The 14,023-nt window shown below is 66.8% G+C and carries 11 protein-coding genes; 5 read left to right on the top strand and 6 right to left on the bottom strand.

What is annotated here, in order from left to right; translation table 11 throughout:
• The first annotated feature begins 14 nt into the window (after positions 1 to 14).
• The 3 genes from EJO66_RS17845 to EJO66_RS17835 all read left to right on the top strand — a co-directional run bounded on the left by EJO66_RS17845 (position 15) and on the right by EJO66_RS17835 (position 2,335).
• Positions 15 to 1,118, top strand: a complete 1,104-nt coding sequence (locus tag EJO66_RS17845) for an NAD(P)/FAD-dependent oxidoreductase (protein WP_125965707.1) — start codon at positions 15 to 17, stop codon at positions 1,116 to 1,118.
• A 149-nt stretch (positions 1,119 to 1,267) separates the two neighbouring features.
• Positions 1,268 to 1,564, top strand: a complete 297-nt coding sequence (locus tag EJO66_RS17840) for a glycine zipper domain-containing protein (protein WP_012747272.1) — start codon at positions 1,268 to 1,270, stop codon at positions 1,562 to 1,564.
• A gap of 48 nt (positions 1,565 to 1,612) precedes the next feature.
• Entirely contained in the window at positions 1,613 to 2,335 is a 723-nt protein-coding gene (locus tag EJO66_RS17835; protein ID WP_124957641.1) for a phage holin family protein, read from the top strand.
• A 19-nt stretch (positions 2,336 to 2,354) separates the two neighbouring features.
• On the opposite strand, the gene EJO66_RS17830 is transcribed toward EJO66_RS17835, so the two are convergent.
• Entirely contained in the window at positions 2,355 to 3,434 is a 1,080-nt protein-coding gene (locus EJO66_RS17830) for a quinone-dependent dihydroorotate dehydrogenase (RefSeq protein ID WP_124957642.1), read from the bottom strand.
• Between the two features lie 40 nt (positions 3,435 to 3,474).
• Here EJO66_RS17830 and rpiA point away from each other — a divergent pair, with 40 nt between their 5' ends.
• Complete coding sequence (rpiA, locus tag EJO66_RS17825) at positions 3,475 to 4,206, top strand: ribose-5-phosphate isomerase RpiA (protein ID WP_124957643.1); 732 nt, start codon at positions 3,475 to 3,477, stop codon at positions 4,204 to 4,206.
• A 39-nt stretch (positions 4,207 to 4,245) separates the two neighbouring features.
• Here rpiA and EJO66_RS17820 read toward each other — a convergent pair whose 3' ends face one another.
• The 5 genes from EJO66_RS17820 to EJO66_RS17800 form a co-directional block, all read right to left on the bottom strand.
• Complete coding sequence (locus EJO66_RS17820; RefSeq protein ID WP_125965706.1) at positions 4,246 to 4,890, bottom strand: glutaredoxin family protein; 645 nt, start codon at positions 4,888 to 4,890, stop codon at positions 4,246 to 4,248.
• Positions 4,891 to 4,920: 30 nt separating this feature from the next.
• Positions 4,921 to 6,978 carry a M3 family metallopeptidase gene (locus EJO66_RS17815; protein WP_125965705.1) on the bottom strand — a complete coding sequence of 686 codons (2,058 nt, stop codon included), beginning with the start codon at positions 6,976 to 6,978 and terminating at the stop codon, positions 4,921 to 4,923.
• A gap of 5 nt (positions 6,979 to 6,983) precedes the next feature.
• Positions 6,984 to 7,835 carry a bifunctional methylenetetrahydrofolate dehydrogenase/methenyltetrahydrofolate cyclohydrolase FolD gene (gene folD / locus EJO66_RS17810; protein ID WP_124957646.1) on the bottom strand — a complete coding sequence of 284 codons (852 nt, stop codon included), beginning with the start codon at positions 7,833 to 7,835 and terminating at the stop codon, positions 6,984 to 6,986.
• Between the two features lie 80 nt (positions 7,836 to 7,915).
• Positions 7,916 to 8,548, bottom strand: a complete 633-nt coding sequence (locus EJO66_RS17805) for a response regulator transcription factor (RefSeq protein WP_012747279.1) — start codon at positions 8,546 to 8,548, stop codon at positions 7,916 to 7,918.
• A complete protein-coding gene (locus EJO66_RS17800) occupies positions 8,545 to 11,085 on the bottom strand; it encodes a PAS domain-containing sensor histidine kinase (protein WP_124957647.1) in 2,541 nt (846 codons plus the stop codon). Before EJO66_RS17800 ends, EJO66_RS17805 begins: the two co-directional genes overlap by 4 nt.
• A gap of 205 nt (positions 11,086 to 11,290) precedes the next feature.
• Here EJO66_RS17800 and aceE point away from each other — a divergent pair, with 205 nt between their 5' ends.
• On the top strand, positions 11,291 to 14,005 hold the full coding sequence (gene aceE / locus EJO66_RS17795; protein WP_125965704.1) for a pyruvate dehydrogenase (acetyl-transferring), homodimeric type: 2,715 nt from the start codon (positions 11,291 to 11,293) through the stop codon (positions 14,003 to 14,005).
• Positions 14,006 to 14,023: the final 18 nt, after the last annotated feature.

Genomic DNA, 14,023 nt, shown 5'->3' with positions numbered 1-14,023 from the left:
GATAAGCTCGCACGATGGATGAACTCGATTGCGCCGTCATCGGCGGCGGTGTGGTGGGGCTGGCAGTGGCGCGCGCCTTGGCGCTCGCAGGCCGGGAGGTGGTGGTGCTGGAAGCCGAAGGTGCCATTGGCACCGGCACCAGTTCGCGTAACAGCGAGGTGATTCACGCGGGCATCTACTACCCGCAGGGCTCGCTCAAGGCCAGGCTTTGCGTCGAGGGCAAGGAGGCGCTTTATGCCTATGCGGCGGAGCGCGGCGTGCCCCACCGGCGCTGCGGCAAGCTGATCGTCGCCACCTCTGCCGAGCAGGTGGCCCAGCTCGAAGTCATCCGTGCCAAGGCGGCCGCCAACGGTGTCGGGGACCTCGTGCTGCTGACTTCGCAGCAGGCCATGGACATGGAGCCGCAGCTTCATTGCGTGGCGGCATTGCATTCGCCGAGCACCGGCATCGTCGACAGCCATGCCTCGATGCTGAGCCTCCTCGGCGACCTGGAGAACGCGGGCGGCATGCTGGCGCTGAAATCGCCCATTGCCCGTGCCGAATGCGGCCGGGACGCTATCGTCCTGGTGGCTGAGGACGGAACGGCGCTGCGCTGCAACACCGTGGTCAACGCGGCCGGCCTGCTCGCGCCCGAGTTGGCCCGCCGCTTCGAAGGCTTGCCGCCCGCGGCCGTGCCCACCGCCTACTTTGCCAAGGGCAGCTATTTCACGCTGTCGGGCCGCGCGCCCTTCAGCCGCCTCGTCTATCCGGTGCCCGAACCCGGCGGACTGGGTGTGCACCTGACGATCGACCTGGGCGGCCAAGCCAAGTTCGGGCCGGACGTGGAATGGGTGCAATCGGCCGATGACCTGGTGGTGGACCCGGCGCGCGGCAATGGCTTCTACGCCGAGGTGCGCAAGTACTGGCCTGCCTTGCCCGACGGGGCGTTGATTCCCGGCTACGCGGGCATGCGGCCCAAGATCTCGGGCCCGGACGAGCCGGCGCGCGACTTCATGATCGACGGACCCGATTCGCACGGCGTGCGCGGGCTGGTCAATCTCTTCGGCATCGAGTCGCCCGGGCTCACGAGCAGCCTGGCGATCGGGCGGCACGTCGAGCGCCTGCTCGCGGCGGGCTGACCGCGGACGCAATGCGGAGCCCATCGCGTGCAGAAGTCTGCATAACTGCTGTGCATGAGGGGCTTTTGTGCCTGTAACATGACACCACGCCATTTGCTGGCGTGAAGCCGCCGGCGCGGTGCCGGTGTCATCACGGAGGAAAGATTCCAATGAGTGCATCCAACAATATCGAAGCGGCAGCCGAAGACATCGCAAGCGACGTGCGCGGCGTGCTGGCCAGCAAGGACCTGGATTCGGTTCCCCACATCAAGGCGCTGCGCCAGCGCATCGACACCAAGCTCGCCATTGCGCGCGAGCTTGCCGCGGAAAAGAGCAAGCTGGCCGCCAAGAAGGCCCGCGAAGCGGCCAACTCTGCCAACGCCTACGCCCACGACGAACCGTGGCAGATCGCCGGCGCTGCGCTGGCCGTCGGCGTGCTGGTGGGCCTGCTGCTTGGCCGCCGCTGACCTGAACGCAAGCCGCCGCGCCGTTCCTCGCCGAGCCGGAGTCGGCGCATGAGATTGCTGTCCCTGTTCGGGCTCGATGCCCGTTTGCGGCGGCTGAGGATCGCTGCGGCCGAAGGCGCGCTGGCGGCCGAGGACCGCGTGCAACTCCTGCGCATGGCGTGGGAGGACGAGAAGCAGCGTCTCAAGCTGATGCTGGTGCTGGTGGTGGCCGTGCTCGGCCTGACCACGGTGGCGGTGGCCTTGCTCTCCATGGCGGTGGTGGTGCATTTCTGGGAAACGCCGCACCGCATCGCGGCGGCGTGGTCGGTGGCCGGCGTGTGGATGCTGCTCTGGCTGGGCGCTGCGCTGGGGCTGTTCCTGACCCTTCGCAATGCCTCCAACAGCTTCACTCCGGCACGCCGCGAATTCGAACGCGACTGGGCCTGGGTGCAGGACAGCTTCGGCCTCGGCAAGGATCCCGACGAGGACGAAGAAGCGCCGCGCCCCCGGCGGCCCGCCACGCGCGAGGAACTGCTCGCCCGCATGGAGCGCCAGCGCGAACGAATTGCCACGATGCAGGGCGCAGGCCCGGCGCGGCCCGCCGGTGCAACGGGTGCTTCTTCCGAGGCACCTCCGGCTGACGAATCGGCGGCAGCCGCGGCATTGCGCATTGCGCGGGAGCACCCCGTGGCCACCGGCGTAGCCGCTGCGGTGGCCGTGGTGGTGATCCGTCCCAAGCGGCTGCTCCGCTGGGCCGCGTTCATTGCGCCAGTGCTCTGGCGCATGCGCTGAGGAAGAAGAGAGCGAAGGCTCAGGCGGCGCTGCGGCTTTGCAGCAACGCCTGTGCCGCTTCGCGCACGAGCGCCGGGCCGCGGTAGATGAGGCCGGTGTAGATCTGCACCACGTCCGCACCCGCGGCAATCTTGGCCCTGGCATCGGCCGCGCTCAGGATTCCGCCCACCCCGATGATCGGAAAATCCGGCCCCAGCGCCGCGCGCAGCTGCGAGACCACGCGGTTGCTCGCCTCGCGCACGGGAGCGCCCGAGAGCCCGCCCGCTTCGTTGGCATGTAACAGGCCGGCGACCGCATCGCGCGCCAGCGTGGTGTTGGTGGCGATCACGCCGTCCATGCCGTGGCGCTGCAGCGTGGCGGCGATCACCGCGACCTGATCCTCGTCCAGGTCGGGAGCGATCTTCACGAACAGCGGCACGCGCCGATGGCTGCGCTCGGCCAGCGCTTGGCGGCGCTCGGCGATGGCGCCCAGCAGGGCGTCGAGCGCCTCGTCGCTCTGCAGCGTCCGCAGGTTGGCGGTGTTGGGGCTAGAGATGTTGATGGTCACGTAGTCGGCATGCGGGTACACGCCGTCCAGGCAGGCCAGGTAGTCGTCCACCGCCCTTTCTATGGGCGTGGCGGCGTTCTTTCCGATGTTGAGCCCGAGCAGCATCGGCTTCTTGCTGCCGCCGCTGCCGCTCTTGCGGAAGCGCGCCTTCTGCACGTTGGCAAGAAAGGCATCGAGCCCTTCGTTGTTGAACCCGAGCCGATTGATGAGCGCGTCGCGCTGGGGCAGGCGGAACATGCGCGGCTTGGGGTTGCCCGGCTGCGCCTTGGGCGTGACCGTGCCGACTTCGACAAAGCCGAAGCCCATGGCGGCAAAGGCGTCGATGCAGCGGGCGTTCTTGTCGAGACCCGCGGCCAGGCCCACGCGGTTGGGAAATTCCAGCCCCGCAAGCGTGACCGGATCATCGACGCGCGGCGCGGCGTAGGCGCAGGCCAGCGGCGTGTTCTGCGTGCGGGCCAGCCCGTCGAGCGTGAGTTCGTGGGCATGCTCCGGGTCGAAGCCGAACAGAAAGGGCCGGGCCAGGCCGTAGAGCGAAGAGGGGAGCAGGGGCATCGGATAATTCTCGACTTCAATGAGCCAAGGATTCTCCGCGATGACTGCACCCGTTTCCCCTTCTTCCGCCGCCGGCGCCGCGAACGGCGCGGGCACCATCTCCCAGGACGAACTCAAGGCCCAGGTCGGCCGCGCCGCGCTGGCCTACGTGGCCAAGGGTGAAATCGTTGGCGTGGGCACGGGCTCCACGGTGAACAAGTTCATCGACGCGCTGGCCACCATCAAGGACCAGATCAAGGGCGCGGTGTCCAGCTCGGTGGCCTCGACCGAGCGCCTGCGCGCCCTGGGCATTCCGGTGTTCGACAGCAACGAGGTCGACGAACTCGGGGTCTACATCGACGGCGCGGACGAGATCGACCACCATGGTTTCATGGTGAAGGGGGGCGGCGCGGCGCTCACACGCGAAAAGATCGTGGCGGCGCAGTCGCGACGCTTCGTCTGCATTGCAGATGCGTCCAAGCTGGTCGACACGCTCGGCGCCTTTCCGCTGCCGGTGGAGGTGATTCCGATGGCGGCGCGCCGCGTGATGCGGCAGTTCGAGGCCATGGGCGGCATCGCACAGGTGCGCGAGAAGGACGGATTGCCGCTCGTGACGGACAACGGCCAGCATATCGTCGACGTGACGGGGCTGCGGATCAGCGATCCGCTCGCCTTCGAATCCGAGGTGAGCCAGTGGCCGGGCGTGGTCACGGTCGGCGTGTTTGCGCATCAGAAGGCCGACGTGTGCCTGCTGGGCACGCCCGCGGGCGTGCAGACGATGCATTTCGACTGAAGAAAAAGGGCTGCCAGCCTTGGCTGGCGGCCGGCTGGGTCAGAACTTGATGCCGGCCGGGTTGCTCGGGCTCGGACCGCTGGGGGCGGGCGCGGGCGGCTGCGGTGCAGGTGCCGGTTGCGCGGGCTCGCGCGCAGCGGGCGCCGGCTGCAGCGCAACCAGCGGCCGCGCCGGCGGATTGCGGTAGCCGGCGGGCAGGCTGTTGCTCTTCGGATAGCCCGCGGCGTCGAGGTATTGCGACCATTCGGCGTCCGAGTAGCCCTTGAGCTGCTGCGAGCCGATCGTCAGCAGCGGCAGCGAGGCCTGGTTGCTCAGGCGCTGCAGCGCCTCGACGTCCTGGTTGCTCTTGACGGTGCGCTCCTCGAAGGGAATGCCGCGCGTGACGAGCAGCGAACGGGCCGTGCCGCAGGGCGCGCATTCCTCGCTGCTGTAGAGCGTCACGGGGTAGCGCTGCGCCACTTGCCGCAGTTCGTAGGGCAGCCCGGCATTGGCGGGAGGCGTGATGCCGGCCTGCGGCGCTGCGGCCGGTTCCGTGCTCGCGGTGGGCGCGCGGTCCGAGAAGGTGACCTTGCCGTTCTTGTCGACGTTGCGGTAGATCGGCTGTGCCATTGCTCCTGCGGCAATCAGCAGCAGGGCGGCGCCGGACAGGCGATGCAAGGAGGATTTCTTGTGGGTCGGATGCATCGCCCGAGTATCGCAAGCTTCAGGCCTGCATCAAGCGGGCTGGGCCTGCGCCATGCCCTGGTGTCGCAGCAGCGCATCAAGCTGGGGCTCGCGGCCGCGAAAGGCCTTGAACGAATCCATGGCGCTGCGGCTGCCGCCGGCTTCGAGGATCGCCTGGCGGTACCTGCGGCCGGTTTCGATGTTCGGCTGGCCGTCGGCGCCCACGGTTTCCTCGAAGGCGGCATAGGCGTCGGCGCTCAGCACCTCGGCCCACTTGTAGCTGTAGTAGCCGGCCGCGTAGCCGCCAGAGAAGATGTGGCTGAAGGTGTTCGGCGTGCGGCTGAAAGGAGGCGAAGGCATCACGGCCACCTCGGTGCGGACCTTGCCCAGCAGCGCGAGCACGCCGTCCGGCTGCGCGGCGGCGGCCTGGTATTCGGTGTGCAGCAGCATGTCGAACAGCGAGAACTCGATCTGGCGCAGTGTCTGCAGGCCGCTCTGGAAGTTCTTGGCGGCGGTCATCTTGTCGAACAGCGCGCGCGGCAGCGGCTCGCCGGTATCGACGTGGGCCGTCATGTGCCTGAGCACATCCCACTCCCAGCAGAAGTTTTCCATGAACTGGCTCGGCAGCTCGACCGCGTCCCACTCGACGCCGCTGATGCCCGACACGTCGCGCTCGTTCACCTGCGTGAGCATGTGGTGCAGGCCGTGGCCGAATTCGTGGAAGAGGGTGGTCACGTCGTCGTGCGTGAGCAGCGGCGGCTTGCCGTCGACGCCGCTCGCAAAGTTGCACACGAGCTGTGCGACGGGTGTTTGCAGCACGCCGTCGTCAGGGCGCAGCCAGCGCGCGCGTACGTCGTCCATCCAGGCGCCGCCGCGCTTGGCGGCACGGGCGGAAGGATCGAGGTAGAACTGGCCGACCTTCTGGCCGGTCCGCTCGATGCGGTAGACCTCGACGCTCGGGTGCCAGGTGGGCGCGCTGTCGCGGCGAATCGAAACCTCGAACAGCGTCTCGACGATCTTGAACAGGCCGGCCATGACCTTGGGCGCCGGGAAGTACTGCTTCACCTCCTGCTCGCTGAAGGCGTAGCGCGCTTCCTTGAGCTTCTCGCCGATGTAGCTCCAGTCCCAGGCCTGCGGATCGGTGATGCCCAGCTGCTCCGAGGCGAAGACGCGCAGGTCGGCCAGGTCGCGTTCGCCGTAAGGCTTGGCCTTGGCCGCGAGATCGCGCAGGAACTTGATCACCTGCTCGGGCGACTCGGCCATCTTGGGCACGACCGAGAGTTCGCCGAAATTCCGGTAGCCGAGCAGCCTGGCTTCTTCTTCGCGCAGCGCGAGGATCTCGTTGATCAAGGCCGTGTTGTCGAAGGCCGGATCGCCGAGCTCGCTGGCGCGGGTGACATACGCGCGGTAGAGCGTTTCGCGCAGTGCGCTGCTCCTGGCGAACTGCATCACGGGCAGGTAGCAGGGCATCTTGAGCGTGAGCTTGCAGCCCTGCTTGCCTTCGGCTTCGGCCGCTGCGCGGGCCGCGCTCACCACGTCTTCGGGCACGCCCTCGAGCTCCCCCGGCGCCGCGTAGTACGAGAAGGCGTCGGTGGCATCGAGCGCGTTCTCGCTGAACTTCTGGCTCAGTTCGGCCTGGCGCTCCTGGATGTCGGCAAAGCGCTTCTTCGCATCGCCCTGCAGTTCCGCGCCGCCCAGCACGAAGTTGCGCACGGCATTCTTGTGCGCCTGGCGCTGCTCGGGGTTGAGGGTGGCCGCGTCGATGGCCTTGTACTTGGCGTAGAGGCGCTCGTCGGAACCCAGCCGGGTCCAGAAGGCGGTCACGCGCGGCATGGCCTCGTTGTAGGCGGCGCGCAACTCCGGCGTGTCGGCCACGGCGTTGAGATGGCCCACGGCACCCCAGGCACGGCTGAAGCGTTCGGAGGCCACGTCGAGCACCTTGGAGATCGCGTTCCAGTCGGCCGGAAAGTCGGCCGCCGTCACCGTCTGCAGCGCCGCCTCGGCTTCGGCCAGCAGGATGTCGACCGCGGGCGCAACATGTTCGGGCTCGATGCGATCGAACAGCGGGAGATCGGTGAAGTCGAGGAGGGGGTTGTTCGTCATGGCCATGTGAATCACTTGGCGGCGCGTTCGGCCGCTTCAAGGGTGTTGACGAGCAGCATGGCGCGCGTCATGGGGCCGACGCCGCCGGGCACGGGGGTGATCCAGCCGGCCACTTCCTTGACGCCGTCGAAGTCGACGTCGCCCGCGAGCTTGCCGTCTTCCTTGCGGTTCATTCCCACGTCGATCACGACAGCGCCGGGCTTCACCATGCCGGCCGTCAGGATGTTGCGCTTGCCCACCGCGGCAACGATCACGTCGGCCTGGCGCGTGAGGGCGGCCAGGTCTTGCGTGGCGCTGTGGCAGATGGTGACGGTGGCGTTCTTGGCCAGCAGCATCATGGCCATGGGTTTGCCGACGATGTTGCTGCGGCCGATGACCACCGCATGCTTGCCGCGCAGGTCGTAGCCGATGGATTCGAGCATCTTCATGCAGCCGTACGGCGTGCAGGGCCAGAAGCCCGGTGCGCCGGTCATGAGCGCGCCGGCGCTGGCCACGTGGAAGCCGTCCACGTCCTTGGCCGGCGAGATCGTCTCGATGACCTTCTGGCTGTCCATGTGCTTTGGCAGCGGCAGCTGGACCAGGATGCCGTGCACCTTGGGGTCGTCGTTGAGGGCGCGGATGCGGTCGAGCAGCGCGGCCTCGCTCATGTCGGCCGGGTAGGTCTCGAGCGTGGCCGCGAGGCCGGTTTCGGTGCTGTCGTTGACCTTGTGCTTCGTGTAGACCTGGCTGGCCGGGTCGCTGCCCACGAGGATGATGGAGAGGGCCGGGTCCACGCCCCGGGCCTTCAGTGCGGCGGTGCGGCCGGCGACCTCGGCGCGAATGGTTTTGGCGAGGGCGTTGCCGTCGATCAGTTGGGCGGTCATCGGTTTCGATTTTCCAAGTAAAAACGCCCGCTTGCGCAGGCGTGGGGGACATTCGTCGCTATCGGAGAGATAGCTGGCTCTTAGGCCTTGGCCGCTGGCGCCGCCTGCCCGAGCGCGATCTTGAGCAGATCGGCCACGGTGTTGGCGTTGAGCTTTTCCATGATGTTCGCGCGATGCGCCTCGACCGTCTTGATGCTGATGCCCAGGTCGTCGGCAATCTGCTTGTTCAGGCGGCCGGCGACGATGCGCTCGAGCACCTGGGCCTCGCGGCCGGTGAGCTTGGACAGCAGCGCATCGCGGCTGGCCGACTGCTGGTGCTGGGTGAAGGCGCCGCGCGCGTGCTCGAGCATGCGCTCGACCAGCGTGACGAGCTCTTCGTCGTTGAAGGGCTTCTGGATGAAATCCATGGCGCCCTTCTTCATGCTGTCGACCGCCATCGGCACGTCGCCGTGGCCGGTGATCACCACGATCGGCAGCGGGGAGCGCCGTTCGATCAGCCGATCCTGCAACTCGAGGCCGGTCATTCCGGCCATGCGGATGTCGACGATCAGACAGGCGACTTCGCGCGGGTCGTATCGGGAGAGAAAGGACTCGGCCGAATCGAAGCAGCGAACCCTGTAGTCCTTGCCCTCGAGCAGCCATTGCAACGAATCTCGCACGGCTTCGTCGTCGTCGACGACATAGACAGTGCCCTTCTTCGGAATCAAACTCATGCAGGTACCTTTGCCTCGTCGCTTGCTACGGAACTGGGAGCGTCCAACACCGGAATCCAGAAGGAAAAACGGCATCCGATCACATCCGGGCCATTGTAGATGTTCTCCGCCTGCATCCGGCCGCGGTGGGACTCCACGATGGTGCGGCAGAGGTTCAGCCCGATGCCCATGCCTTCCGGCTTGGTGGAGAAGAAGGCTTCGTACAGGCGGTCCATCACCTCGGGGGCCAGGCCCTTGCCGGTGTCCTGCACCGAGAATTCGATGGCGTTGTGGCCTTCGATCACCTTGGGCAGCACGCGCAGCTCGACGCTGCGGCGCGCGAGCGGACGCTCGGCAATGTCGATGGACTCGGCCGCGTTCTTCAGCAGGTTGACCATCACCTGCTCGATCAGGATCGGGTCCACCTGCACCACCGGCAGCCGCGCGGCCACGTAGTGGTTGAGCCGCACGTTGCGCCGCCGCAGCTCGATGCCTGCGAGTTCGACCGCTTCGCTGACCATGGTGGACACGTCGGCGGCCGTGCGGTTGGGCTCGCTGCGCTTCACGAACGAACGGATGCGCTGGATGATTTGCCCCGCGCGCTGCGCCTGCTTGGAGGTTTTCTCCAGCGCCGCGAGCAGCGCCTCGGTGTCGATGGCCTGCCCCTTGAGGCGCGACATCATTCCGTTGCAGTAGTTGGTGATGGCCGTCAGCGGCTGGTTGAGTTCGTGCGCCACGCTGGACGCCATCTCGCCCATCGTGATCAGGCGGCTCGCGGCCTGCGCGCGGTCGGCCTGCGCGGCGGCCTGCTCCTCGGCGTCGCGCCGCGGCGTGATGTCGGTGGCGATCACCAGCTGGGCCAGCCGGCCGTCGACCCAGGTGAGATAGCGCGAGCGCACTTCGAGCCACTTGCCCAGGTGCGGCACGAAGATCTCGTTGTTGGCGGTCTGGGCGGCGGTCAGGGTGTCGATCGGCAGGCCGGCGTAGGGGTCGACGTCGTCCAGGCCCTCGTCGTGCGCATTGGAGGTGGGCACGCCGGCCTGCGCCACCATGCCCAGGTGGCCCACGGTGTCGGAGCCGAACCAGAGCCGGTACAGCTTGTTCGCGAACAGCAGTTCCTCGCTGCCGATGGGCGCGACCGACACGGCGGCATCGAGCGCCTCCAGCACCGTGGTGAAGCGCTCGTAAGAAGCCGACAGCTGCTCGCGGATGCGCGTGGGCTCGGTGATGTCGGTCATCGACGTCATCCAGCCGGTCTGATGGCCGCGCGCGTCGATCAGCGGCGACACATAGAGCCGGGCGTTGAACACGCTGCCGTTCTTGCGCTTCACGCGCACCTGGAAGCCACCGGGCAGGGCACGACCGTGCAGTTCTTCCTCGAGCCGCTCGTTCATCACTTCGCGGTCCGACTCCAGCCAATAGGGGAAGGGCGGCGACTGGCCCACCAGCTCGGCTTCGCTCCAGCCCGTCATCGCGCAGAAGGCGGCGTTCACGTAGGTGATGCGGCCTTGCAGGTCGAGCACGCGCATGCCGGTGAGCATGGAGTTTTCCATCGCGCGCCGGAAGTTGGTCTCGGCGACCAGCCGCTGCTGGGCCTGCTGGCGCCGCCGGGTGTGCCGCCAGGTGCCGATCAGCATCCAGCTGGTCAGCACGCTGAGCGCGCAGACCAGCCAGAACAGGCCGTTGCCGACCACCCCCTGCGAAGTGCGGTAGGCCTGGGCGCGCAACACCAGCGCGTTGCCCACGGGCGAAACCGGCACCTCGTACTCATTGGTTCTTTCGGGCCAGGGGAGGAGCCGCGTGCCGCCTTCCCTCAGGCTGGCCGTGTTGCCCGCGAGGACGTTGCCCTTGGCGTCGAGCAGCGAGACCGCATAGCGCGCCTGCACTTCCGACGGCATGCCGTAGCGCAGCAGTCCATCGACCGAGAACTCGCCCAGCACCACGCCCGCGAACAGGCCCTGGTCGAAAAGCGGAATGTGCAGCTGCAGCATCGCCGCGGGATCGCCGCCCGCCACCGGCTGGGAGAAAACCGGCTGGCGCAGTTCGCGGGCCAGCGCGTAGTTGCTCTCCACGTCCCCCGGGCGCAGCACATCGCCGATCAGGTGCTGCTGCGCGGGATGCACGCTCGGCGCCGAATAGCCGGCCTTGAAGCGGCGCCGGTCGTCGATCCAGGTGACGGTCTGCAGCTCGGGGAACTGGCTCACCAGCGATTCGGCGCGGCTCGCGAATTCGACCGGGTCGATCTCGCGGTTGGAGGCGTCCCGCGCGATGCGCATCAGCTGTTCCTGGCGCTCGAGCAGGCGCAGGCGCATGCGCTGCTGCGCGTATTCGACGTCGCGCCGCACGGATTCCTGCTCGCGCTCGACTTCCTCGGTGCGCAGATACCAGAACGCCGAAACGATGGCCGCCAGGAACAGCAGGACCGCCGCAATCGGCGCCAGCATGGCGACCGCGTCTTGCAGCACTGGCGTTTGCTGGCGCCACCAGCGGCGCCACCACGAGAGCGGAGACGCATTCACGGCGCTGCGGGCAACCGACAGCGGAGAGGAAAAGGGCATCCTGCGAGTTTAGGGGATGGCCCCTGCACCAAGGAGAGAAGGGCCGCAGTGCCATTGATTCCGGCGCGGGCGACATTGTTTCTGAAATATCACATTAAGAAATCAACATGCACTATTTGAAATGGAAGTATTTCTATGAGAAACTCCCGCGCGGTGATCGAAGAGCGCACTAAATTACAGCCACAGCCCTAAAGGAGAGACAAGCATGTCGGCAAATCCCGAGAACCTGTTCGGCTCGGCCGCGAATGACGCGGACGCCCAGGAAACCCGTGAATGGATGGATGCACTGTCCTCCGTCATTCAAAGCGAGGGACCTGAACGGGCCCACTTCCTTCTCGAGCAGCTGCTCGAACATGCGCGGCAGCACAGCATCGACAAGCCGTTCTCCGCCAACACGGCCTACGTCAACACCATCGAGCCCGACCAGGAAGAGCGCTGCCCCGGCAACCTCGAGATCGAGGAGCGCCTGCGCGCCTACATGCGCTGGAACGCCATGGCAATGGTGGTCAAGGCCAACCGCCACCATCCGGCCGAAGGCGGCGACCTCGGCGGCCACATCGGCTCCTTCGCCTCGCTGGCGAACATGTTCGGTGCCGGTTTCAACCACTTCTGGCACGCCGAGAGCGAAAACCACGGCGGCGACTGTCTCTACATCCAGGGGCACGTCTCGCCCGGCATCTATGCCCGCGCCTACCTCGAAGGCCGCCTGAGCGAAGAGCAGCTGCTCAACTTCCGCCAGGAAGTCGACGGCAAGGGCCTCTCCAGCTACCCGCACCCCAAGCTGATGCCCGAGTTCTGGCAGTTCCCGACCGTCTCGATGGGCCTCGGCCCGCTGATGGCGATCTACCAGGCGCGCTTCCTCAAGTACCTGCACGCCCGCGGCATTGCCAACACCGAGAACCGCAAGGTCTGGGTGTTCTGCGGCGACGGCGAAATGGACGAGGTCGAATCGCTGGGCGCCATCGGCCTGGCCGCGCGCGAAGGCCTGGACAACCTGATCTTCGTCATCAACTGCAACCTGCAGCGCCTGGATGGCCCGGTGCGCGGCAACGGCAAGATCATCCAGGAGCTCGAAGGCGAATTCCGCGGTTCGGGCTGGAACGTCATCAAGCTGATCTGGGGCAGCAACTGGGACCCGCTGATCGCGCGCGACAAGGAAGGTGCGCTGCGCAAGATCATGATGGAGACCAACGACGGCGACTACCAGGCCTTCAAGGCCAACGACGGCGCCTACGTCCGCAAGCATTTCTTCGGCCGCGATCCGCGCACGCTCGAGATGGTGTCCAAGATGAGCGACGACGACATCTGGCAGCTGCGCCGCGGTGGTCACGATTCGCAGAAGGTCTACGCGGCCTTCGACGCGGCCGTGAAGCACAAGGGCCAGCCCACGGTGCTCCTGATCAAGACGGTCAAGGGGTTCGGCATGGGCAAGATCGGCGAGGGCAAGAACAACGTCCACCAGACCAAGAAGCTCAGCGACGAGGACATCATGGCCTTCCGCGACCGCTTCAACATCCCGATCCCCGACAGCAAGATCGCCGACCTGCCGTTCTACAAGCCGGCCGACGACACGCCGGAAATGAAGTACCTGCACGAGCGCCGCAAGGCGCTGGGCGGCTACCTGCCGCACCGCCGCACCAAGGCCGACGAGAGCTTCACGGTGCCCTCGCTGGACACCTTCAAGTCGGTGATGGAGCCGACGGCCGAAGGCCGCGAGATCTCGACCACGCAAGCCTACGTGCGCTTCCTCACGCAGTTGCTGCGCGACAAGGCGCTGGGTCCGCGCGTGGTGCCCATCCTGGTGGACGAGGCGCGCACCTTCGGCATGGAAGGGTTGTTCCGCCAGATCGGCATCTACAACCCGGCAGGCCAGCAGTACACCCCGGTCGACAAGGACCAGGTCATGTACTACAAGGAAGACAAGGCCGGCCAGATCCTGCAGGAAGGCATCAACGAGGCCGGCGGCATGTCGAGCTGGATCGCGGCGGCCACGTCGTACAGCACGAACAACCGCATCATGGTGCCGTTCTACGTGTACTACTCGATGTTCGGCTTCCAGCGCATCGGCGACCTGGCCTGGGCGGCCGGCGACATGCAGGCGCGCGGCTTCCTGCTGGGCGGCACGTCGGGGCGCACCACGCTCAACGGCGAAGGCCTGCAGCATGAAGATGGCCACAGCCACATCCTGGCCAACACCATTCCGAACTGCGTGAGCTACGACCCGACCTTCGCGCACGAAGTGGGCGTGATCCTGCACCACGGCCTGAAGCGCATGGTCGAGAAGCAGGACAACGTCTACTACTACCTCACGCTGCTCAACGAGAACTACGCGATGCCAGGCCTGCAGCCCGGCACCGAGGAGCAGATCATCAAGGGCATGTACCTGTCCAGGCAGGGCCCGGCGCTGAAGGCCAAGTCGCCGACCGTGCAACTGCTGGGCAGCGGCACGATCCTGCGCGAAAGCTTCGCGGCGCAGGAACTGCTCGAAAAGGACTGGGGCGTTTCGGCCTCGGTGTGGAGCTGCCCGAGCTTCAACGAGCTGACGCGCGACGGCCAGGACGCAGACCGCTGGAGCCTGCTGCACCCGGACCAGGCGCCGCGCGTGCCCTTCGTGGCCGAGCAGCTCGCACCCACGGCCGGTCCGGTGGTGGCATCGACCGACTACATGAAGGCGTATGCCGAACAGATCCGCCCCTTCATCCCGAAGGGCCGCACCTACAAGGTGCTGGGCACCGACGGCTTCGGCCGCAGCGACTTCCGCAACAAGCTGCGCGAGCACTTCGAGATCAACCGCCACTACATCGTGGTGGCCGCGCTCAAGGCATTGAGCGAAGATGGCACGGTGCCGGTAGCCAAGGTGGTCGAGGCGATCAAGAAGTACGGCATCAATGTCGACAAGGTCAACCCGCTTTACGCCTGAACATCAATCAACAACCAA

The sequence above is a fragment of the Variovorax beijingensis genome, from assembly GCF_003951285.1.
GTDB classification, from domain to species: domain Bacteria; phylum Pseudomonadota; class Gammaproteobacteria; order Burkholderiales; family Burkholderiaceae_C; genus Variovorax; species Variovorax beijingensis.
This window is presented reverse-complemented; position numbering and strand designations above follow the sequence as displayed.

Bases quoted from the DNA above. Each gene is read 5' to 3' on its own strand.
- EJO66_RS17845 (WP_125965707.1), top strand. From the start codon at position 15: ATGGATGAACTCGATTGCGCCGTCATCGGCGGCGGTGTGGTGGGGCTG.
- EJO66_RS17840 (WP_012747272.1), top strand. From the start codon at position 1,268: ATGAGTGCATCCAACAATATCGAAGCGGCAGCCGAAGACATCGCAAGC.
- EJO66_RS17835 (WP_124957641.1), top strand. From the start codon at position 1,613: ATGAGATTGCTGTCCCTGTTCGGGCTCGATGCCCGTTTGCGGCGGCTG.
- EJO66_RS17830 (WP_124957642.1), bottom strand. From the start codon at position 3,434: ATGCCCCTGCTCCCCTCTTCGCTCTACGGCCTGGCCCGGCCCTTTCTG.
- rpiA (WP_124957643.1), top strand. From the start codon at position 3,475: ATGACTGCACCCGTTTCCCCTTCTTCCGCCGCCGGCGCCGCGAACGGC.
- EJO66_RS17820 (WP_125965706.1), bottom strand. From the start codon at position 4,890: ATGCATCCGACCCACAAGAAATCCTCCTTGCATCGCCTGTCCGGCGCC.
- EJO66_RS17815 (WP_125965705.1), bottom strand. From the start codon at position 6,978: ATGGCCATGACGAACAACCCCCTCCTCGACTTCACCGATCTCCCGCTG.
- folD (WP_124957646.1), bottom strand. From the start codon at position 7,835: ATGACCGCCCAACTGATCGACGGCAACGCCCTCGCCAAAACCATTCGC.
- EJO66_RS17805 (WP_012747279.1), bottom strand. From the start codon at position 8,548: ATGAGTTTGATTCCGAAGAAGGGCACTGTCTATGTCGTCGACGACGAC.
- EJO66_RS17800 (WP_124957647.1), bottom strand. From the start codon at position 11,085: ATGCCCTTTTCCTCTCCGCTGTCGGTTGCCCGCAGCGCCGTGAATGCG.
- aceE (WP_125965704.1), top strand. From the start codon at position 11,291: ATGTCGGCAAATCCCGAGAACCTGTTCGGCTCGGCCGCGAATGACGCG.